This is a genomic window from Yoonia sp. SDW83-1, assembly GCF_046762885.1.
In the GTDB taxonomy this organism is placed as follows: Bacteria; Pseudomonadota; Alphaproteobacteria; order Rhodobacterales; family Rhodobacteraceae; genus Yoonia.
On sequence record NZ_JBKQXO010000007.1, the window covers coordinates 1 to 19,987 of the forward strand.

The following is a 19,987-nucleotide window of genomic DNA, read 5'->3' on the forward strand; positions in this document are numbered from 1 at the left end:
GACGTCGATGCCATCGACCAAAAGCTGCGCAGCGACGGCGTGCCGGTGGCGAAGGCACTGGTCAGTGAGCCCTTTGGCCAGCGCCACGCAATCTACCGCGATCCAAATGGCGTGCTGATTGATGTCATCACGCCAATTCCGCCGACCGAAGAGTTTCTCGCGCAATACGCGGCTGCCGCCGTTCCGGTCTGATCGGTAATGGCCAAGAAGCTAAAAGACTGGTTCGATGGCGATTGCGCGACCTTGCTGGGTCGCGCAATCAAGGCCAACCATAAAACGTTCGATATCGACAGTTATGCAGCCGAAGTAGACAGGGGCGTCCGGCCCCTTGAACTCAAAGACCGTGTTGGCTTGATGTCAGATGCTTTGCGTGCACGACTGCCAGAAGACTACAAAGAAGCAGCTGCGATCATCGCCGCCTCTCTTGGGCCGCAACTCGAGAGTGAGTCAGGGATGTTTACCTCTGGCTACTGGCTCATGCCGGTTGCGCGCCTGGTCGAAGATCATGGGACCGACGAACTTCACACATCTCTGGGTCTTTGCGAGGCAATTACGCAGCGCCACACCGCTGAATATGCCATTCGACCCTATCTTGAACGATATCCCAGCGAGACACTGACACGTATCCATCAATGAGTGCGCCATCCCAACAGCCATGTCAGGCGGCTCGCCTCGGAGGGGGTTCGTCCTTGGCTGCCTTGGGCGCGCCGTCTAACTGCGTTCATTGAGAATCCTAACCCCGCTATTGCCATTGCACATGCGCTTCGTTCGGACCCATCCCCCTATGTGCGCAAGTCCGTCGCAAACCTGATCAACGACATATCCAAAGATCATACGGCACTTGTGATTGAGCTGGTTGGGTGTTGGCAGAACGATGCATCGCAAGACACAAAATGGATCATCCGCCATGGGACGCGCACCCTCCGCAAGCGAGGGCTGATGGAGTGAGCGGCAGCGACTCGCGCCTTGGGGCAGGCTTCACGCGCATAGAACTTGCATGTGCAGCGAAAGTCCGGTCTGGCAGGCTGCGCCGCAGCAACTGTCTAAATACATAAACGGCAGCTTCGGGCCGTCCTTTTGATCCTTATTCTACGACGTATTTGCTTCGCCGCTCCGCGATGTAGGAAGAGACAAAGCGCATGAACGCTTTGACGCGCGGGGCATTGCGCAGCTCGGGGTGGGTGAGAACCCAGATAGGGAAATACCTTTCCCATGGAAGAAATTCCAGACGGGTGACACCAGCCGTGCCTTCGCCCAGAAAGCGCGGCATCCGTGTAACGCCGAGCCCTGCTTTTACCATCTGAACTGCGGCAACCATATCATCGCATCGTGCAACGACCCCTGCGTTGGAGCAGACTGTCTTGACGATCTTTGGAATGGGTGATGCCCAGCTTGAAAATGAGATCAGGGGAAGTTCGAACGCGTGCAAGTCTTTGGAAATCGGGTTTTCTGCCAGCCAGTCCGTCCCGGCGTAAAACCCAGCACTCTGCTCAGTGACCTTCCGCCCCCACAGAGTTTCAGGCGGTTTGTGCGTCACGCGAATGGCAACGTCGGCTTCGCGCTGATGGAGGTTCAAAAGCTGATTGTCACCGACAACGTGAAGCTCGATCTCGGGGTGCGCTCGGGCAAACCGCGAGACGGTCCCGGCCAAGTCCCCGATCAAGAGCAATGGCGGCAGCGTAATTCGAAGAGGGCCTGCCAAACTCGTTTCCGTAGATACGAGCCTTCGCTCCAACTGATCCAGCCCAGGCTCCATGTCTTCCGCTTGCGCCAAGACCGCTGCTCCGACTTTTGTGAGCCGCAGACCTGCAGGCAGACGCTCGAAGAACAACATGTTCGCTTCACCTTCAGCGCGGGCAAGGCGCCTTGAAACGGTCGCATGCGTCACACCCAGCGATTTCGCTGCGCCCGAAATGCCACCGAAGCGATCAATTGCGAGGACGAGGCGGAAGGTATCCCAGTCGGGAATAAGACTCTTATTTTCGGACATGAGCTTTGCACAGATAGCTAATTTTACACAGATTAGCGAAGTGCGAAAAGGATGTCGCTACTTCAAAGGAGAATATGATGGCGCACTACCTTTCGGTTCTACTCGTTGTGAAAGACCAAGAAGCCCTAGCGGAATACTTCAAGGTCGGGGCCGCGGCCGTTGCGAAACATGAGGGGCGTGCTTTTGCAGGAGGTCCGGACACGAAAGTCCTGCAGGAAGCGAGCACGCCGTCCAAAGGGGTGATCCTCGAGTTTCCGTCGGCACAACACGCAGAGAATTGGCTTACGGACCCAGACCTCGCAGACGTACATGCGTTGCGCGACAATGGTGCTGACGTCACAATCCTATCGTTGCCCTCTATCCCATAGGTGGCCTCAAACGTCGGGCAATCGTTTCGGTGATTTCGATGTCCGCAATGCGGGCTGCCACTGCAGCATCGGAGTTGGCTGATGATCGAGGGGCTGCTTTGAGGAAACTGCACCGCAGCGCGGCAACCTCGGAGCAATGTCCGGTAAGGGCCGTACTTGAATCTGGACCAGGCCTGCTGCAACGCTGATGCTGCAAACGCTCCGATGGCAGCGATGGGCCCAAAGTTCCTAGTTTTCTGCACCATAGCGCATCGCCGCTTTAGGGAAGAATCCAGTACTCCCCGCGTATGATGCCCATGCCAAAGCGCTGCAAGTTATCCAGCGGCGCATTGTCCCGCGCAGCGTCCAAAGACTGCTCCGGATGTAAGGCCGGATCCACCGGGATATCCCTCAAAAAACACGCCCCCAACCATCTCTCCGGCGGCAAATAAACCGCCAATTGGAGTGCCTTCTTCATTCAAAACCTCGCATCTCTTTGAGACCTTGAGCCCGCCATAGGTGAAGGTAATGCCGCCTGTCACAGGATAGGCCTTGAACGGTGGTGTATCGATTTTTTGGGCCCAGTTTGATTTGGGTAAGTCCAATCCGATTGTATTCTTGCCATCCAAGGACGTCGGGTCGAACGAAACGTCATCGTTTACAGCATCGTTGAACGCCTGAAGCGTGGCGCGCGCCGCGACGGGATCAACGCCTTCAAGTTTGTCGCACAGGGCGTCGAGAGTATCGGCCCCGACAAAGTGCGCATCATGAAATTTGTATTCCGCATAGAGCAGTTCATCTACTTTTGCGTCGAAAATCTGCCACGCGAAATGCCCGGGCTGATCAAGAACGGCCTTCCCAAACTGGGCGTAGGTATAATTCCGAAAGTTCTCGCCCTCATCGACAAATCGGTTGCCATTCGCGTTCAACATCACCCCAAGGAAGTAGCATATCTTGCGGTAGTTCTTACGCTCGCCGGCGGGCAAATCGAGGTTTGCATAGTCAGGCATGTGCAAATCCATCGGGGTGGCGTGGCATCCGTCGATTAATCCACAAGTTTGCGCCCCAACCTCAGTCGCCATCACAATGCCATCGCCTGTGTTCATAGGCGTGCCGCGCACCTTGGCCTTGTCCCAACAGCCCCCCATCCAGTCGCGGCGAAGGTCTGCGCTGGCCTCAAATCCGCCGCAGGCAAGGATCACCGCATCAGCCGCAATGCTTTCATCACCGACTTTAACACCAACAACCTGCCCATCGTTCGTGATCAACGCGGTGACCGCGCTTTCGTAGCGGATTTTCCCACCCAGTCGTTTGAATGCTTCCAGCTCCATATCAAACAGCCCAACGCCTTCATTCTCGGCGGCAAGCGTCAGGCCGCCCCAGAACACGTGTCGCCCGTCTTTTTCAAAACTCTGGCGCGAATAGATGGGTTCGAACTTCACACCATGACGCCCCAGCCATTGCATCGCGGGCAGCGAATGATTGATCAGCCATTCCTGCTCGGGCGACAAGGGGCGCCCTCCGTTGAACATCAACAGATCGTCGGCAAACTTGGACGTCGTGTAGCCGCCGAAATCAGTTACGACCAATCGCGGATCATTCGTGTCTTTTAACAACGGCATTAAATCTTCGACGCCATCATAAGCAAATCGCATCGCACCGGCGGTGTATTTGGTGTTGCCGCCAGCCAGTGCCGCATCCGCCTTTTCGAGCATCAAAACGTCTGCACCTGCCTCTAACGCTGCGATCCCTGCACACATGGCCGCGTTGCCCGAGCCAACAACGATGATCTTCTTTGACATCTTTGATTCTCCTCTTTATCCCGATATGTATCCAAGCGGATACAATTTTGGAAGCGAGTTTTGAAATGCAGGTTGATCCGACCGATGTGTCGCAAGGCGGCGTCGCCTTTGCCAAGCTGATGAAAGCAATTGAGACCGGCCTCTACCAGCCGGGGGATCGGCTGCGCGAGGTTGAGATCGCCGAAAGACTGTCGCTGTCCCGTACGCCCATCCGTGAAGCCTTGCGCCGTTTAGAAGCCGAAAACATCATCGAACATCGGCCCCGCGTCGGTGCCATTGTCCGTAAGCTCGGCCAGACCGAGGTGGTTGAGCTTTACGAAATGCGGCTGGTCTTGGAACGCACGGCGGCAGAGATGGCGGCCAAACACAGTGCCGAGGCAGAGATTGATGCCCTTGTCGCCATAAACGATGACATCAGTCGGACATATGATGACCCCGCGCGTGCGGCAGCTATCAATCAAAAGTTCCATCACGCGATCTATCTTGCGGGGCGTAACCGCTTTTTACTGGACGCGGCACGGGCCATGAACAATGCCTTGCTGTTATTGGGACCAACCACATTGGCCGACGCGGACAGGATCGCCATGGTCGTTCATCAACACGGCCAGATCATCGACGCCATCAGCGCGGGCGACATCGAAGGCGCAGGCGCTGCGGCTGAGGCCCACCTGCAAACATCGCTGCGATATCGCCTGAAGGTCATGCGTGGATGAGACAAATGGCGCTAACCCACGCGATTGCCGGGCTTGGCGTGCTGGTGTTTCATATCGCGAACCTGCCTTTGCCGTGGTTGCTGGGGCCAATCTTTGCCTGTCTCATTGCCGCGCTGTTGGGTGCGGAGATGAAAGGTATCTCGTTTTTGAACAACGCGATGCGTGCGATCTTGGGTGTGGCTGTGGGTGCGACGTTCACGACAGCATTGGTGGTCAGCATGGCAGGGTATTGGGCAACGCTTTTGCTGGTGCCTGTCATGGTCTTCCTGATCGGATTGGTCGGTGTTCCGTATTTCCAGAAGCTCTGGGGATTTGATTTCGCGACAAGCTACTATTCCGCGATGCCTGGTGGTTTGCAGGACATGCTGCTCTTTGGCGAGGAAGCTGGCGGTGATGTGCGGGCACTCTCCCTGATCCATGCAACCCGCGTGATGGTTATTGTCGTGGCACTCCCCTTCATCCTGAAAGGCTATTGGGGTGTTGATCTCAGCAACCCGCCGGGCGTGCCAGCCTCCACTCTGCCCGTGTCACAACTCTTGCTCATGCTCCTAGCCGGATTGGCCGGGTGGCAAATTGCCAAAGCCGTCGGTCTTTTTGGCGCGTCCATTCTGGGGCCGATGATCTTGGCTGGACTGATGGCATTGGCGGGCATGTTACAGCACCGCCCACCCGCCGAGGCCATTTGGGCGGCGCAGTTTTACATCGGTATGACGGTCGGCACAAAATACGCTGGGGTCACTGGTGCAGAGGTGCGTCGCGACGTGGCAGCAGCACTCGGGTTCTGCGTGATCCTCTCGGCTATTTCAGCGGGATTTGTAGAGGTCATCCATCTCTTTGCGCTCGCCCCGCCAATGGAGACGCTGTTGGCATTTGCACCCGGCGGTCAGGCAGAGATGACCGTGCTCGCGCTGATTGCAGGGGCGGACATGGCCTTTGTCATCGCGCACCACGTCCTAAGGATCATGACCGTCATTGTGGGCGCGCCGATTGCCGCGCGGCTGTTCAGCCAGCCACCTCAGGATTGATAACATGGATCGGTGAACCCGCCGCATAGGCGTTGATCTGGTCAAAAATATCACTGAATTGCAGATCAAACTCGTCTTCTGTCACATATCCGATATGAGGTGTGGGCAGGACGTTGGGGTGGGTCAACAAGATATTGGCGGTATCCCGCATCGGCTCATTATCGAACACATCGACCGCCGCATGGATGCGCCCCTTCGCGATCTCAGCCTCCAGAACGCCCGGCGCAATCAGGCCGGACCGAGAAGTGTTCACTAACAAACTGCGTGGGGCCATCGCTGCGAGATCCTGGGAGGTGATGATACCCCGCGTGGCAGGTTTCAGACGGACGTGCAGGCTCACGATGTCAGAAGTTGCAAAGAACGCTTCGCGACTGTCGGCCACTTTGCGACCATCAGCTAGCGCCCGCGCCCGTCCATCGTCCGACGCCCACCATTGCACTTTCATGCCAATCGCTTCGACATAGCCCGCAACCGCCTGCGCGATCCGCCCATACCCAAAAAGGCCAAGCGTGCGCCCGCGTAACGTGCGCCCGACGCCTGCCTGCCAATCCCCCACTTTGATCGAAGCCATCTGCTGCGGGATCTGACGGTAGCTGGCAAGGATCAACGCAAGCGTCATTTCTGCCGCCGCATAAGAGGGCGTGTCGCTGTGCATGTTGGAACACAGCATGACCCCATTCTCGGTGCAGGCTGGCACGTCAACATGCGGGTAAACACTGCGCTGGCTGATCAGTTTGAGGTGCGGCACACGCCCCAGTAATTCTGCCCCGATCTTGGTGCGTTCACGAAACAACACCAACGCGTCCGCTTCCTTGATGCGCGCGGCAAGCCTCACAGGGTTGGGTTCGTGATCCGTCCAGACGGTAACGTCATGATCATCCAATTTCTCGAAGCAGGGGAGCCCGCGCAGCGTGTCAAACCAATCGTCGAGGATATGGACCTTCACCGGCTTTCAACCCCGGCACCTGCATCTGGCGTTCGCGGCGTGGGTACAAAAACGTCCTTGTCCAATGCATCAAGGGCGTCATTGATGCGGCTGCGTTCGCCGATCAGGTGATTGAACTGCGCATCACACCCGGAAATTGGCGTCGGATACTGACGGATTTCCAGGCTCAACTCGGACTTAGCCTGCTGCAATTCCGTTCGCGCGAGCAACAGGCATTCAGTGTAAGATTCCGTCATAGCGATCTCCACTCAATAAATGTATACTATTGCATACAGCAATGGCTGTTTCGTTTCAACCGTACTCCAAAACACCGCGAGGGATCATAACCTCCCCCCGCGCAAGCAATCTTGCCGTCCGGACCAGTCCGGCCGAGCGCAAATCGATCCCTTCCTCCGTCAGGTCGTAATCGACAAGCACATCAATCTGGCCGGACGCATGTTCCAACGTCACCGTCGCGGGTCGCACATTGGACCGCACCGCCATGCCGTCCGCCACGGTACCGGGCGTCAGCACACAGGATGCTAGGCATTGCGCACCGGTCACCGCCATTGTCGGATGGGCCTTCCACGGCATGAAATACAGCGCAGCGATTGTGCCCCCGTCTTTCGCGGGTGCCAAAAGCCCGAACTTGGGCGTGACAGAGGACGCCACATCCGTAATGCCCATGGCCTCTCCCGCCTGAATGCGCACGGCCTCCATCGCCGCAAAGAAATCCGCGTTGTCGTTCAAGGCCTCAGCAATTTCATAACCCGACAGGCCGAAAGCAGAGGCCTTTGCAATCACCATCGGCATGGCGACGTCCATGCAGGTGACCTCAATGCCATCAAACGTGTCAATTAAGTTGTTCGTTGGCAAAAACGCACCCGTCGCCCCGCCAATTGTATCCATAAACTGCAATGCAACGGGGGCGGCTGTGCCTGGCACACCGTCAATTGCGGCATTGCCGTCATAGGCCAAGTTTCCATCTGGTGTCTGCACCGTCGCGATGACCCGCGCCCCCGTATTCACAGCACGGATGTTCACGGTCGTCTCGCCACCCTTTGCCGCGATCAACCCCATCTCGATTGCAGCAGGGCCAACGCCTGACAGGATGTTGCCGCAGGTCGGTTTGAAGTCGACGGATCTGTCTTCCACGCTGACCTGCGCGAAGAAATAATCGATGTCCGCCCAATCATCATCGGACTTCGACAACATCGCGACTTTGGTCGTGACCGCATTGCCGCCCCCGATCCCATCAATATTCAATGGATGACCAGAGCCGACCATGGCGATCAGGACCTGCGCCAGTGTCTCTGGGTCTTCGGGCAGATCAGCACGGTTCAGGTATGGTCCACGAGACGTTCCACCGCGCATGAAAAGGAATGGGATCGCAGTCTGGGTCATGTCAGGGGCCAGGGCAAATCAAAGTAGGCTTGCAGCAGTCCCGGTGGAAAGTCCCGGTTCAAGGTCCACGCCATGGCGCAGATGAAAGCGATACCAACGGCAGTATAAATCGCGGCATAGCCCCAGCTTTTGCCTGCGCGCAAACGGATGAAAAGCAACAAGAAGCCTGCCAGTGCAAGTATGAATCCGACCAGTGCGGATGCGACCAGCAGGCTTGCGAACCAGCCCAAGGTTGCCCAAAGCCCGTGAACATTATCATCGGCGCCCTCTGCTTCGCGATCCGCAAAAATCGCCGACGTCTCGTCCGCGCGCATCATTTGCACCAGCAGCAAAGCGCAACCAATCAGGGCAACCGTCGCCACAAACACAGGGAACACACGGTCCATGCGGGCAAAGTCAGGAATGATGGCCGCATTCCAATATGTCAGCGCGATATAGGCTGTGATAGCCAGCAAGAATACGACAGGCGCACGTTTGCTGCCAGCTGCAACCGTACCTTCCGCCTGAATGTTCTTGGCTTGGCGCAGGCCAATCACGACAGAAAGCAGGGTGATGATGATCAGCACGATCACGATGGGGCTGAAGATGTAGTCAATCCCTTCCTCAAACCCACGCCGGAACCTCGATGCACCAATCTGATAGGCTTGGTTGGTGTAACGCTCCGCTGGGGCGGCCAGCACGAAACCGATCAGGAACGCAGGTCGTGACCAGTCAAACCGCCGCATCAGGATGCCAAGTAAGCCAATGCCAAACAGGGCCACAAGGTCCCAGATTTCCTGCCGCGACTGGAAGGCGGCAAAAGCAATGATCATAAACAGGAAGGGTGCCAGCAGCGCGAACCGGATCTCGGTCAGCTTGGCAATCCCGCCGGAGGCCGCGATGCAGATGATCGTGCCCGCGACGTTCGCCAGCGCCAACAGCCAGACAATTGCATAGGTGAAATCGAGGTTGTTCTTGAGCATCGACGGGCCGACCTCAATCGATCCGGTGCCCAGCAAGGCCACGGCCGAGATGAAAATCGCCATGGAGCCGGAGCCGGGGATACCAAACAGCAACGTCGGCACGAGACCACCACCTTCTTTGGCGTTGTTTGAGCTCTCCGGCCCGATGACGCCCCGCACATCGCCCGATCCAAAGCCGGATTTGTCCTTGGCCGTCTGCACTGTGTGCCCGTAAGCGATCCAGTCGACGACCGAGCCGCCAAGTCCGGGGATGACCCCGACGACCACACCGATGAGCGAACAACGAACGGACAGCCACTTATTGGCCCACCAGTCTTTGACGCCTGCAGCCCAGCCACCACCCAAGGGCGCGCGGTCCGAGATCGCCTTGTCACGGCGCAACAAGGCGACAATTTCGGGAATGGCAAAGATGCCGAGACCCACGATGACCAGTTTCAGCCCGTCCACCAGATAGGGCATGTCATAGGTCGACATCCGCAAAGCTCCGGAGCTCGCACCTTCACCGATAGTGCCCACAAGGATGCCAAGACAGGCGGCGACCAACCCCTTAAGCGCGACGCGACCCGCAAGAATGCCCACCATCGACAGACCAAATATCGTGATCATCAGCAGTTCCGGTGTTTGGAACAGCAGCACAATGGGACGTGCGGCAAGAATGAAGACGGTCAGGAACGCGGCGCCCACGAGGCCGCCAAACAAAGACGACGCAAAAGCGGCGGATAAAGCACGCGCCGCCTGGCCCTTTTTGGCCATCGGAAAACCGTCCAAGACTGTGGCCTGTGATGCCGATGATCCGGGAATACCCATGAGCACAGAGGCAAAGGTGTCGGAGGTCGGAACCACGGCCACCATGCCAACCATCAGGGCCAATCCGGTGACAGGCTCCATCCCGAACATGAATGGCAAAAGAAGGGACAGGCCAGCAATTCCGCCAAGTCCGGGAAAGACGCCGATGCACAGCCCCATAACAACGCCAAGGATCAGATAACCGATCACATGCGGCTGTAGGATCATTGCAAATGCGTCGCTTAACGCAGGCAATGCTGTTGCAAATACCTCCATGACGTCCCCCGTCGTTATGTGCTGGAAAGAAGAAACCCCACCCGCCGGTCAGCGGATGGGGTTGACCCTGTGGTTACTGAAGAACGACGCCGTAGCGGTCGCTCAGCCAGTTGATCACAAAGTCTTTGGCTTCTTGTGGGACATCTGTCGCACTCGCCATCGCGGTCTGTGCCGCATCACCGGTCAGCTGCGGGTAAACACCAAGGCGCGCTTTGCTGATCTCAGCGAAATCGTCCCGCTCTTGAATGGCTGCAAAGGCCACGGTGAAAGTAGCGATTGCATTGTCAGGCGCACCTGCGGGCAGGAAGACCATTTTTTGGGCAGGGAAACCTGCGACAAAGAACGCTTTCCATGCATCCCACTGTTCGCCAGATGTTTCACAACCCTCAGTGGCTTCGCAGACTTCTTTGAACGTTGGCATGTCAGGGAAGGTTGGATCGCGTACGATGTTGCCGTCAGCGTCCAGTGCCCCGAATGAGAACCAGGGCGCGGCTGTGCCGGCCTCAACAAGAGGTGTCACGCCAGAAAGGAAGCTGGACGAGGTCTGATAGTCGATGTTGGCTTCGCCGCGCTCAAACATCAGACGACCATCACCACGGCCTTCGATGCCGAACACAGGCTCAACCTGAAGTCCCAGCATTTCCCATGCCAAAAGCGGCACAAGGTCCAGACGGGTCGCCCCCTGCGAACCATAGATAAAGTCTTCGCCTTTCAGCGCAGAGGCATCGCCACCGTCGCCCAATTGCGCGGACAGTTCAGGTGGAAGATAGGCCACACCGCCTGTGCCAGAGGCAAGAACGACGTTCCAATCGCTATACTCGTAGCGCACACGCGGATCACTTAGCAGGTATGGAAACTGTGTAGAGCCGGACGAACCAAAGATGGTCGTGCCGTCTTCATATTCCATTTCCTGAAACGCGTTCGCGCCCTTTGTGGATCCCGCGCCAGGGTTAAACGTCACGACAACGGTTGGGTTGCCTGGCAGGGCTTCGGACAGCAACGGGGCGTAGAAGTTGGCCCATTTGGCCGAACCGCCGGTTTCAGAGAACGGGATGATCCATTCGACAGTCTTGCCGGACAGATCGATTTGGTGACCATCCGCAACGGACTGCGTTGCCACCAGCGCGGATGTGAGCGCGAGCGCTCCCAGTGTTTTCTTCAGCATTTGTTTTCCTCCCAGAAGGACCAATTTGGCCCCAAAATACAGAATCAGAAGGCCTCCTCGCCTTCTTGATGATGCGATCTTGCAGTGGCATCCTTGCGTGAACCTTGCATCGCCGACTTAATCTGAAAGGCAGCCCGTGCGGATCCTCGTTGTCGAAGACAATATCTCTGTTGCCAAAGGCATCCGCTACTACTTGCGGGACACAGGCCATGCGGTCGACACGCTACACAACGGGGCCCAGGCCGATGACCTTCTGCAAGGCGAAGACTTTGATATCGTCGTCCTCGACATCAACCTGCCCGATATGGACGGACTCACGATCCTGCGACGCATGCGGGCGCGCAGCGACCAACGCCCGGTGCTACTGCTAACCGCGCAGTCCGAGACAGATGACAAGATTACCGGGTTGGATGCCGGGGCCGATGACTACCTCAGCAAACCCTTTGAGATGGAGGAATTCGGGGCCCGCATTCGCGCGCTGTCGCGGCGGGTGGTTGAAAAACCCAAACAGGTGAGGTCGATCGGGAACATCCAATTTGATCAAACCGCGCGGATGGTCATGGGGCCCGATGGGCCGCTTGATATTCCACGCCGCGAGGTCGCTGTGTTCGAGCGGTTGTTGCTGGCAGACGGGCGCATCGTGTCCAAACAGGCGCTGCTGGATAGCCTGTATGGCACAGGCACAGATGTCGATGAACCGGTGGTCGAGGTCTATGTCTCGCGCCTACGCAAACGGCTGCGTCCGTTCGGTGTGGTGATCAACGTTAAGCGCGGGCTTGGCTACATGCTACAGGGTGAGGCATGAAGAACACCCTGTCCTTGCGGGTGCGATTGACGCTGATCATCCTGCTTCCCCTGATTTTGGTGGCGATTCTGGTCGGCGCGTGGGCCTACCGGGACGCGCAAACCAACGCGGCCGAAAGGTTCGATCGCTCCTTGTTGTCCACCGCGCTCGCCATTTCGCGCGACACAGCCGCGACGGGCGGAAACGCGCTTCGCGAAGAAACGCGGGACCTGTTGCGCGATACGTCAGGCGGGGCGGTGTTCTACCATGTCTATGCGCCTGACGGTGTGTTTGTCACCGGATACGCGACGCCCCCGATCCCACCTGATCCAATCGCGCTTGAGACGACCCAAACCTACTACGATGCGACTTATCAGAGTGATCCTGTCCGGGCATTGCGGTTTTCACAAACGACAACGATTGATGGCATCTCCGGCCCTTTCACATTCACGGTGTGGCAAAAAATAACTGTGCGGGAAGGTTTCGTAGCATCCCGTACCGGCCCCGTTTTCCTCATCATTGCGGCGTTGATTGGCGCTTTGGCGATCATCGTGTGGTTTGGCGTTGCCCGAGGGTTGGCGCCACTGATTGATCTTGAAGAAGCCATTGCCCGCCGTTCTGCAACGGACCTGTCACCAATAAAGCGGCGCATCCCGCAAGAGGTCACCGGTATTGTTGGGCGCTTCAACAAGCTGCTGGATGACCTGTCCCGCACGCTGGATGCCAAGAACGCGTTCATTTCAGATGCAGCGCATCAGCTCCGCAATCCTATCGCGGGTGTGCTTACTCTGGCGGAATCTGTCGCAAATGCCAAAACGCTGGATGATATGAAAGAACGATCAACCGATTTGCTCGATGCCGCCCGCGATGCGGGGCAGCTGGCAAATAATTTGCTGACACTGGAACGGGCGCAGGCGACATTGCCAGATGAGAATATCACGTCGTTCAATCCGATAGATATTCTTGAAGGCATTGCCGAGAATTGTGCAGCAATAGCCCGTGAACACGGCATCGACTTTTTCGTAGACCTCACAGATCATGCCATGCACTTGAGCGGCGACCCAGTGATGTTCGAACAGGCAATCCTCAATATCGTCAACAATGCAGTTCATCATGGTGGCCCGCAGCTTTCTCAAATTAGTCTGGTCGCAAAAGACATCGGCGATACTCTGGTCGTCAGCGTGAGTGACGATGGTAAGGGGATAGCTGAGAATGATTTTGATCGGGCGTTAGGACGTTTCAGCCAGATCGGACCGAGTGCTGGGTCAGGGCTTGGTCTTCCTATCGCGGCAGCGGTGGCCGAAGGGTTGGGAGGCAAGGTTGGGCTGAGCAATGAAGGCGGAAAATTTGAGGTGATATTGAGCTGCCCTCTTTAGGCAACAGCATTCGACCCAATAGTGAAGAAATCTAAGCCAATCACTTTCGAAGTTTTCGCCGAGCTCTCCGTCATCCCCTCGTTGAAATTTCAACACCTGCTAACAACCAATCGAAATGCAGACACTGATTTCAAGAACTCCAGCAACCGCATTGTCCCGCGAAGTGTGAGTTTGAAGAGGCCCTGAGTTCGCGGTTGCAGCGAATGTCCGGAAAGCGGGCTGCATCCGCAGCTTTCAAGGCTGAGGTCGAACGGCAGGAATGGGCCGTCCAAGCGCTGTAACCAGACCAGACTTTGCAAATTTGCTAGGTCGGCTTCCTGCGCTACCCTAGTCATTCACCCCGCGTGCAGCATCCAGCACTTTGGGCTCTTCGACACTTTTGCTGCATGGTTCACCAACGGCTGCTATTTCTCGTGGAGGAGGACCACTTGGGCCCAAGCCCAATTGAACAGTCGGAAAAATCCTGATGAATGGGTTGTGCCACGTTACCGAACATGTCGTTTCGAAGAAACGCGATCCTTTGCCTTAGTTATATGCCTCTCAAGCATCTCCGGAATGCCCGAATCTGGACGGTCAACATCGTCATTGGACACGGTATGCAATTCCTTCAGCCACCCAGCGGGATACACCCGAACCCGACCTTTTCTTACTTTGATTGCGTCAATGCAGTTCTTAAGAAACGCTCTTCGTTCGTCGGATATTAATCTGCCGAACATGCCCGACAGATCACTGGCCATGTCGAGTAGCTCGACCAGATCAGCCTCAGACTTCTTTCTGTTAACCAGCGACCGTTCTTCCTCGCGTAGGGCCTGCAGTTCAAACTCCGTGTTCTGTTTGCGGCTCTCAAAACTTGCCTTGTCGATCGAGCCATCAATCAACAAATCTGTCAGGCGATCCAATCTTGTGGCGACGTCAGCAATGCGCAACTTGATTGACGACGTCATGTCGCTCGGCGAGGCATCTTTCAACCAATTCTGAAACTGCTCTTCAAGTCGTTTCTTATCGCGTTGTGTAAGCTGAAGCCGCGTAAGGTGGCGGGAAATTTGCTCTTGCAGACGGTCTTCCCTGATGGTGCCACTGCGACACCTCGTCGTATGGCAACGGTAATAGATATGGGATTTCTGACGCTCTCCGGTGAGGGTTTTTCTACAATCCGTACAAGTCAACAGTGTCCGATACGCCATGCGATGCTTGGTGTCTTTTTTTTGATAACGCGCTGCTTTGACGGCTTTGACCTGCTGGAACTGACGCGCTGTGATGAGTGGTTCATGGATCGCGTCGTGGAGCGCACCGCGCACGACCATTTTGCCAATATAGAATGGGTTGCGCAGCATGGTCTCGATATTGCGGCGTACAACCGGCCTGCCACCCCAACCGGTCAGCCCAAGTTGCGCCATTTCTTTGGTGAGACTGGTGATCGAGTATTCGCCAGAGCAGTAGAGTTCAAATGCGACTTTGACCAACGGTCCTTTGATTGGGTCAACTGTTTTGAGCTGACCCTCGCCATTGTCAACGTATCCAATAGGTGCCCGAAAAGGGTAGTGGCCATTCCTGATCCGGCCATACAGCCCTTTCTTCACCTCAAAACTGAGGTTGCGGGAATAATGCGCGGCCAGCACCATCTGAATGTCGGCCATCAACCGGCCCCCGGTGCTTTCGAAATCCAGTCCGTCGGCTGCAAAGTACACCTTGATCCCGCGACGGGAAAGCTCGTCGATATGTGACCAGTCGGTGTAGTTGCGGGAAGAACGATCAATGCGGTGAATGATAACGCCCTTGGCCTTACCGCCCAGAAGCTGCTTGCGCATATTGTCAAACAATGGGCGACCCGCCTTTGCCGCCGTCTCTTGCTCTTCGAACCATTTGACGACCTTAAGGTTGTTTTGACTCGCAAAGACCGTGATGGCGTCTTTCTGCGCGTCGAGTGAAGCACCTTCGGCTTGCTCCTTGGTGGACACCCGGATGTATCCAAAACACGGTGTCATAGGCTTGTTTTGCCGTCACCGGACTCTATCATATCCTCAGATTTTGGCGAATCCGGCCACGGCCATTTTCCCTCCGCCTTGAGGCGGAGATAGACGCGTTTGCACAATTCCAGATGCCTTCGCAGATGTTCTTCTCGTGTCATACCTCTTCATGATATGCGCACTGGACCATGTGCCTAGCAGCCACGATATCACCTCGGCTGATATGGTGGATACATCGAGGCGGAAAACGACGGCAGACGTTCGCCACGATGCATCACCTGCACGGCAGCCCGGTGGTTGGGTTGGTTCTGCAGATCAAGGGTGCTGAAGCACGGCATCATGCGCTGCAATTGCGGCGCGTCTTTCGCACCGACTCGGAACGCCACCAGATTGCCGACGTTTCCAAAGATGGCGTCTAAAATGTCATTGTCGGCCTGTGACAGGTGCTGGTGCGCCAAAATGAGCCCCAGACGGTACTTTCTGGCCTCGGACAGCATGCCCGCGAAGGACTTGGTGGTGAGGTTCGGGAACTCATCGACGTAGAGAAAGAAGGGTCGCCTGGCGGCCTCTGGGAGCCCGTGCCGCGTCGTTGCGGCATGCATCAAGGTTGAGGTGATCAGACCACCCAGGATATTGGTGATATCAGATCCCAACCGCCCCTTCGCCAGGTTCACAATCAATATCTGCCCGCTATCCATGATGTTGCGGAACCGCAGCGGCTGCTTGGGCTCACACAGCGCCGTCCGCACCGCCGGTTGCGCCAGAAACCCACCCAGCTTGTTGGCGATCGGGGCAACGCCGTCAGCCGCGCCTTGATAGTTCATGCCTGGGAACTCGGTCTTCCAGAAGAATAACGTTTGCGGATCAGTGATCTGGTCGATGACCTGCCGCCGATAGCCCTTGTATGTCAGCAATCGCAACACATCGCGCAGATCGGCTTTTGGTGTTTCCAACAACGCCAGGATTGAGAACCGCAGGATGTGTTCCATGCGCGCACCCCAGGCGTCGGGCCATTGCTTCTTGAGCGTTTCGATCAGACCTGATGCCACCAGCGGTCGGTGGATGGCAGAGACCTTGGCCAAGGGGTTGTATCCCAGCGGACATGTCGGATCTGATACATCCCAATAACGATGCGGCATGAGCAGATCACGGTGCAGTGCCTCGGCCAGGTCGCCATGTGGATCGATGAGACAGAACCCGGTACCCTTGTTGGCGTCCTGGTGGGTGAGGTTCAGAAGCAGCGTCGATTTGCCAGTACCGGTCTGGCCGACGATGTAGAGGTGCTGCAGGCGGTCGGCACCAGTGATGCCAAATGGGCCTGGGGGGTGGTAGCGGCGATACGCCAGACCAAGCACGGCGGTTTTTGTGTGATACATGGGCCGATTGTGCGCTGATCCGCGTTTTGACAATAGCAGGCTGGATATCACCCTGGGTGATATGGTGACTGCTTTGCCAGGTCATGACCATCTGGCATCATGTACCCAGAATAGTTCATTTGTTCCCATCGTCTTTCGTCGGGTGCGGCTTTGCAGGATGCAAGGCCGTTCCCAATCGAAAGGAGATACCAATGGGAACCAATAAAAGGGTCACGCCAGAATCCATTCATTCTGTGCCTCGGTGCCAGAGCTGCGGTTCAGAACGGGTCGCGGTGGATGCCTGGGCCTGCTTCAACCGCGACAGTGGTCTGTGGGAGCTCGAGAATACGTTTGATGACGCGCATTGCCATCAGTGTGAGGCACCAACCAAGCTCGACTGGACCCGGCCGGAGAATGTGGAAAATCTGCGGGTGCGCGACCTGAACGACAGCTTCCGGCGTGATGGTCGTGGCAATGGGTCTGTAATGCTCACACCGGGGGTTCAAGAGCAAGGTCAGGCGTTTGTTATGGCCACCATCAATGCTGTGCAGACCTTCAATGACTTCTCAGACGATAATGACCCGTGGGGCGAGCATGACTTTGGTGCTGTCGAGATTGAGGGGCAGAAGGTCTTCTGGAAAGTGGATTGCTATGATCCTACGCTGACCCAAGGTTCAGAAAACCCAGCCAACGAGGCACTGACCCACCGGGTGCTGACCATCATGCTGGCAAGTGAATACTGATCATGGCCGGTGAGTATAAGACCTTCGCCATGATCTGGTCTGACCGCGAGATTGTGGTCAGCCATCAGGCCAATTGGCTGAACTCGGGGCACTGGCACATAGAGCTGCGCTGTGACGATCGATTGCCGGTCACAGAAACGGGCTATCGTTCGATCTTTGTGCCGGCTGCTGGTTTTGCCGATGAGGCGGAGATCATCACCTTTGTGACCGCCCTGCTGGATGATACAGCCCAGAGCAAAGCATGGCAGACCTATGTTGAGGACTGCAAGCAACTCAAGCTCTTCTAAGCACAAAAACAACGCTGCTCCTGATCGGAGCGGCGTTTCTCTGTCGATGGCTGATGCTATTGCAGCAGCGTGATGATGCCCAAAATGGCCGCAATGATGGTGCCGGTCTGGATCAGCATCGCACGATAGATATCCGTGCGCAGCTTGGCGACCTCGGTCACAAGATCAGATTTGGTGACCAGTTCGCTCTCGGTCAAAGCTCCGACAACACCCTCGGCCTGTTCCAAGGAAAAACCTTTGCTCTGCAACTTTTGGATGGTTTTGTATGTATCGATGGCGATGCTGGACATAAGCGTTTGTTATGCCAATCAGTATAGCACGAAGATCTGATTTTGTCTGCTGCGGCCAACGCCACGCGAGTTCTGACCGGTGTCGCAAGACAGCGAAGCCTATGGCGGCGGTTTAGCTGCTCCTAGCCGGCGCAGCGTTTTTGTCGTCTTCCTTGGAAATACTGAAAGATTACAGCGAAAAATACGTCAGGTCTTATACAGCCTTGGGTGAGGTCAGCCGCCTCGCCCGTTGTTGTACAGCATCAGTCGCATCTGCTGCACAGCCGATCAGAATGGCATGGGAACAGCCTTGGCAGGCATGTGCGTTTGTCGCCGGAGCATGTCAAATGTTCCGGTCCCAGAACGTCGCATACCAGCCAATGTGCGTCCCTTCTTGCCAATACCACTCACCATATCATCCCTCATGATATCCTGCCTGCTAGGATGTCATTGTCTCTCGCCATAGACTGAAGCTCTAGACGTTTAATCAATAATCAAAAGTCTATGAGAACCCAATTTGCCCACGACCTGCGCCTGGCACGCAGGAAGGCGGGCTATACCCAGGCGGATATTGCCGTCATGATGTCAGTCCACCAATCGGTGGTCTCAGACCTAGAGGGCGGGACAGTGCGCCCGGACCTTGAGCAAATCATCACCCTGTCGCTGATCTATGGACGATCATTCGAAGCCTTCTTTGCAGAGGTCATGACCGATTGTACCAAGCGGCTGAAACAGCGGATTGCACGTTTGCCAAAAGACGTGCGCGAGACCGCCCACACGTTTAATCGCACAAGTTCGCTCAAGCAGTTGCATGAGCGGCTTGCTCACCCCAGACCACATGGCCGCGCTTAGTGTCTTGGCGATTGCCGTGGCCTCCGGAAAGGTTGGCTATGTCTATCTCTCCGGTGGCAAACTGCAAGACTGGGGCATCACGCTGAAGGCCGCACGGGATAGCAGTGATCTGGTTGGCTTTGTGCAAGGGCTGATCAATGATCTGAAGCCTGATGTGGTTGTAACCGAGAAGCTCACAACGGGCTGCCGCAAGGGACAACGGACAAAGGCTCTGATCCGGTCTATTACAGAGCTGGCCAGCCACAACACGGTGCTGGATGTGTCAGTCCAAAGGCCGCGTGCGTTCCCGTCGAAGTATGAGGAGGCCGTGGCGCTGGCGGCAGAGCACCCTGAGATTGCCGGGTACCTGCCCAAACACCGACGGCGTATCTTTGACTTCGAACCGCGCAGCATGGTCCTGTTTGAAGCACTCGCGCTGGCAGACAGCGTCATCAAAGGGCCACCGATGCGGTTGGCCGCTGCGATGGGGTAGCAAGTTAGTCTGTTCATTTGAAACTGCTCCGTTGGGGCAGTTTATTGCGATAGGTGCACATTCGGCGGAATGCCGGTTTGCATAGTAGAAAAAAAAACCTTTGAAGGCGGTAATCGCCAACTGCTCGATGCCCCCGGCATCAGCCGATGCCGTAATCAAAGGATCGCCAAAATTGTGGCGATTGTCATGTAATAATCCCAATGGTTTATTTGAAATTATGCATCGTGAAGCTATTTTGTCATGTGCTCGCTGATCGACGGTACCAAATGCGCTTTTCTGCATATTCTCGTAGAGTTCCCGCAGCATTCTCAATAGCATTGTCGTGCATTCTTACTAAAACTGCACAGCAAAGTTTCCAGTTCCGGTAGGCGTCTGCATCCAATCGCATGAACCTCTGCTGTCGCCTCGCGGGAAACTAGTTTGGCTGGTCGTGATGCAAAGGTAGCAAAGGCGGGAGGGGCGGGGACCTCAACTGTCGCAGCGCCTC

The 19,987-nt window shown here is 56.3% G+C and carries 21 protein-coding genes; 11 read left to right on the top strand and 10 right to left on the bottom strand.

Going from position 1 to position 19,987, the window contains the following annotated elements; translation table 11 throughout:
* Together ACFWW4_RS10315 and ACFWW4_RS10320 are read left to right on the top strand one after the other, a co-directional pair.
* The coding region (locus tag ACFWW4_RS10315; protein ID WP_411890764.1) for a VOC family protein at window positions 1–192 on the top strand (192 nt) is incomplete at its 5' end.
* Between the two features lie 6 nt (window positions 193–198).
* Window positions 199–636 (top strand): hypothetical protein, encoded by a 438-nt coding sequence (locus tag ACFWW4_RS10320; protein WP_411890765.1) that lies wholly within the window; start codon window positions 199–201, stop codon window positions 634–636.
* A 448-nt stretch (window positions 637–1,084) separates the two neighbouring features.
* Here the strand turns inward: ACFWW4_RS10320 and ACFWW4_RS10325 are convergent, their stop codons facing one another.
* Window positions 1,085–1,990 (bottom strand): LysR family transcriptional regulator, encoded by a 906-nt coding sequence (locus tag ACFWW4_RS10325; protein ID WP_411890766.1) that lies wholly within the window; start codon window positions 1,988–1,990, stop codon window positions 1,085–1,087.
* A 77-nt stretch (window positions 1,991–2,067) separates the two neighbouring features.
* Here ACFWW4_RS10325 and ACFWW4_RS10330 point away from each other — a divergent pair, with 77 nt between their 5' ends.
* On the top strand, window positions 2,068–2,358 hold the full coding sequence (locus tag ACFWW4_RS10330; RefSeq protein ID WP_411890767.1) for a DUF1330 domain-containing protein: 291 nt from the start codon (window positions 2,068–2,070) through the stop codon (window positions 2,356–2,358).
* A 314-nt stretch (window positions 2,359–2,672) separates the two neighbouring features.
* Here the strand turns inward: ACFWW4_RS10330 and tcuA are convergent, their stop codons facing one another.
* Window positions 2,673–4,139, bottom strand: a complete 1,467-nt coding sequence (gene tcuA / locus ACFWW4_RS10335) for an FAD-dependent tricarballylate dehydrogenase TcuA (RefSeq protein ID WP_411890768.1) — start codon at window positions 4,137–4,139, stop codon at window positions 2,673–2,675.
* Between the two features lie 47 nt (window positions 4,140–4,186).
* Between tcuA and ACFWW4_RS10340 the strand changes: the two genes are divergently transcribed.
* Window positions 4,187–4,852: a GntR family transcriptional regulator gene (locus tag ACFWW4_RS10340; RefSeq protein WP_411890769.1), complete on the top strand. Its 666-nt coding sequence runs from the start codon at window positions 4,187–4,189 to the stop codon at window positions 4,850–4,852.
* Complete coding sequence (locus ACFWW4_RS10345; RefSeq protein WP_411890770.1) at window positions 4,849–5,877, top strand: AbrB family transcriptional regulator; 1,029 nt, start codon at window positions 4,849–4,851, stop codon at window positions 5,875–5,877. Before ACFWW4_RS10340 ends, ACFWW4_RS10345 begins: the two co-directional genes overlap by 4 nt.
* Here ACFWW4_RS10345 and ACFWW4_RS10350 read toward each other — a convergent pair.
* The 5 genes from ACFWW4_RS10350 to ACFWW4_RS10370 form a co-directional block, all read right to left on the bottom strand.
* Entirely contained in the window at window positions 5,855–6,823 is a 969-nt protein-coding gene (locus tag ACFWW4_RS10350; RefSeq protein ID WP_411890771.1) for a D-2-hydroxyacid dehydrogenase family protein, read from the bottom strand. The two genes, ACFWW4_RS10345 and ACFWW4_RS10350, sit on opposite strands and share 23 nt — an antisense overlap.
* Window positions 6,820–7,059 (bottom strand): hypothetical protein, encoded by a 240-nt coding sequence (locus ACFWW4_RS10355; RefSeq protein ID WP_411890772.1) that lies wholly within the window; start codon window positions 7,057–7,059, stop codon window positions 6,820–6,822. Before ACFWW4_RS10355 ends, ACFWW4_RS10350 begins: the two co-directional genes overlap by 4 nt.
* A 55-nt stretch (window positions 7,060–7,114) precedes the next feature.
* Window positions 7,115–8,206, bottom strand: a complete 1,092-nt coding sequence (locus ACFWW4_RS10360) for a 4-oxalomesaconate tautomerase (protein ID WP_411890773.1) — start codon at window positions 8,204–8,206, stop codon at window positions 7,115–7,117.
* A complete protein-coding gene (locus ACFWW4_RS10365) occupies window positions 8,203–10,230 on the bottom strand; it encodes a tripartite tricarboxylate transporter permease (RefSeq protein WP_411890774.1) in 2,028 nt (675 codons plus the stop codon). The genes ACFWW4_RS10360 and ACFWW4_RS10365 overlap by 4 nt, the downstream gene beginning before the upstream one ends.
* Before the next feature lie 73 nt (window positions 10,231–10,303).
* Window positions 10,304–11,395: a tricarboxylate transporter gene (locus ACFWW4_RS10370; RefSeq protein WP_411890775.1), complete on the bottom strand. Its 1,092-nt coding sequence runs from the start codon at window positions 11,393–11,395 to the stop codon at window positions 10,304–10,306.
* 136 nt (window positions 11,396–11,531) lie between these two features.
* Here ACFWW4_RS10370 and ACFWW4_RS10375 point away from each other — a divergent pair, with 136 nt between their 5' ends.
* Window positions 11,532–12,200 carry a response regulator transcription factor gene (locus tag ACFWW4_RS10375; protein WP_411890776.1) on the top strand — a complete coding sequence of 223 codons (669 nt, stop codon included), beginning with the start codon at window positions 11,532–11,534 and terminating at the stop codon, window positions 12,198–12,200.
* Window positions 12,197–13,555: a sensor histidine kinase gene (locus ACFWW4_RS10380; protein ID WP_411890777.1), complete on the top strand. Its 1,359-nt coding sequence runs from the start codon at window positions 12,197–12,199 to the stop codon at window positions 13,553–13,555. Before ACFWW4_RS10375 ends, ACFWW4_RS10380 begins: the two co-directional genes overlap by 4 nt.
* A gap of 485 nt (window positions 13,556–14,040) precedes the next feature.
* On the opposite strand, the gene ACFWW4_RS10385 is transcribed toward ACFWW4_RS10380, so the two are convergent.
* Complete coding sequence (locus ACFWW4_RS10385) at window positions 14,041–15,540, bottom strand: recombinase family protein (RefSeq protein ID WP_411890778.1); 1,500 nt, start codon at window positions 15,538–15,540, stop codon at window positions 14,041–14,043.
* Between the two features lie 191 nt (window positions 15,541–15,731).
* Entirely contained in the window at window positions 15,732–16,898 is a 1,167-nt protein-coding gene (locus ACFWW4_RS10390; RefSeq protein ID WP_411890779.1) for a type IV secretory system conjugative DNA transfer family protein, read from the bottom strand.
* A gap of 191 nt (window positions 16,899–17,089) precedes the next feature.
* Here ACFWW4_RS10390 and ACFWW4_RS10395 point away from each other — a divergent pair, with 191 nt between their 5' ends.
* Both ACFWW4_RS10395 and ACFWW4_RS10400 read left to right on the top strand, forming a co-directional pair.
* On the top strand, window positions 17,090–17,620 hold the full coding sequence (locus tag ACFWW4_RS10395; RefSeq protein WP_411890780.1) for a DUF3768 domain-containing protein: 531 nt from the start codon (window positions 17,090–17,092) through the stop codon (window positions 17,618–17,620).
* 2 nt (window positions 17,621–17,622) lie between these two features.
* On the top strand, window positions 17,623–17,907 hold the full coding sequence (locus ACFWW4_RS10400; protein ID WP_411890781.1) for a hypothetical protein: 285 nt from the start codon (window positions 17,623–17,625) through the stop codon (window positions 17,905–17,907).
* A 56-nt stretch (window positions 17,908–17,963) separates the two neighbouring features.
* Here ACFWW4_RS10400 and ACFWW4_RS10405 read toward each other — a convergent pair whose 3' ends face one another.
* A complete protein-coding gene (locus tag ACFWW4_RS10405; RefSeq protein ID WP_411890782.1) occupies window positions 17,964–18,134 on the bottom strand; it encodes a hypothetical protein in 171 nt (56 codons plus the stop codon).
* 546 nt (window positions 18,135–18,680) lie between these two features.
* On the opposite strand from ACFWW4_RS10405, the gene ACFWW4_RS10410 reads away from it, so the two are divergent.
* Both ACFWW4_RS10410 and ACFWW4_RS10415 read left to right on the top strand, forming a co-directional pair.
* Window positions 18,681–19,028: a helix-turn-helix transcriptional regulator gene (locus ACFWW4_RS10410; protein WP_411890783.1), complete on the top strand. Its 348-nt coding sequence runs from the start codon at window positions 18,681–18,683 to the stop codon at window positions 19,026–19,028.
* On the top strand, window positions 18,988–19,500 hold the full coding sequence (locus tag ACFWW4_RS10415; RefSeq protein ID WP_411890784.1) for a hypothetical protein: 513 nt from the start codon (window positions 18,988–18,990) through the stop codon (window positions 19,498–19,500). Before ACFWW4_RS10410 ends, ACFWW4_RS10415 begins: the two co-directional genes overlap by 41 nt.
* The last annotated feature ends 487 nt before the right edge of the window (window positions 19,501–19,987 follow it).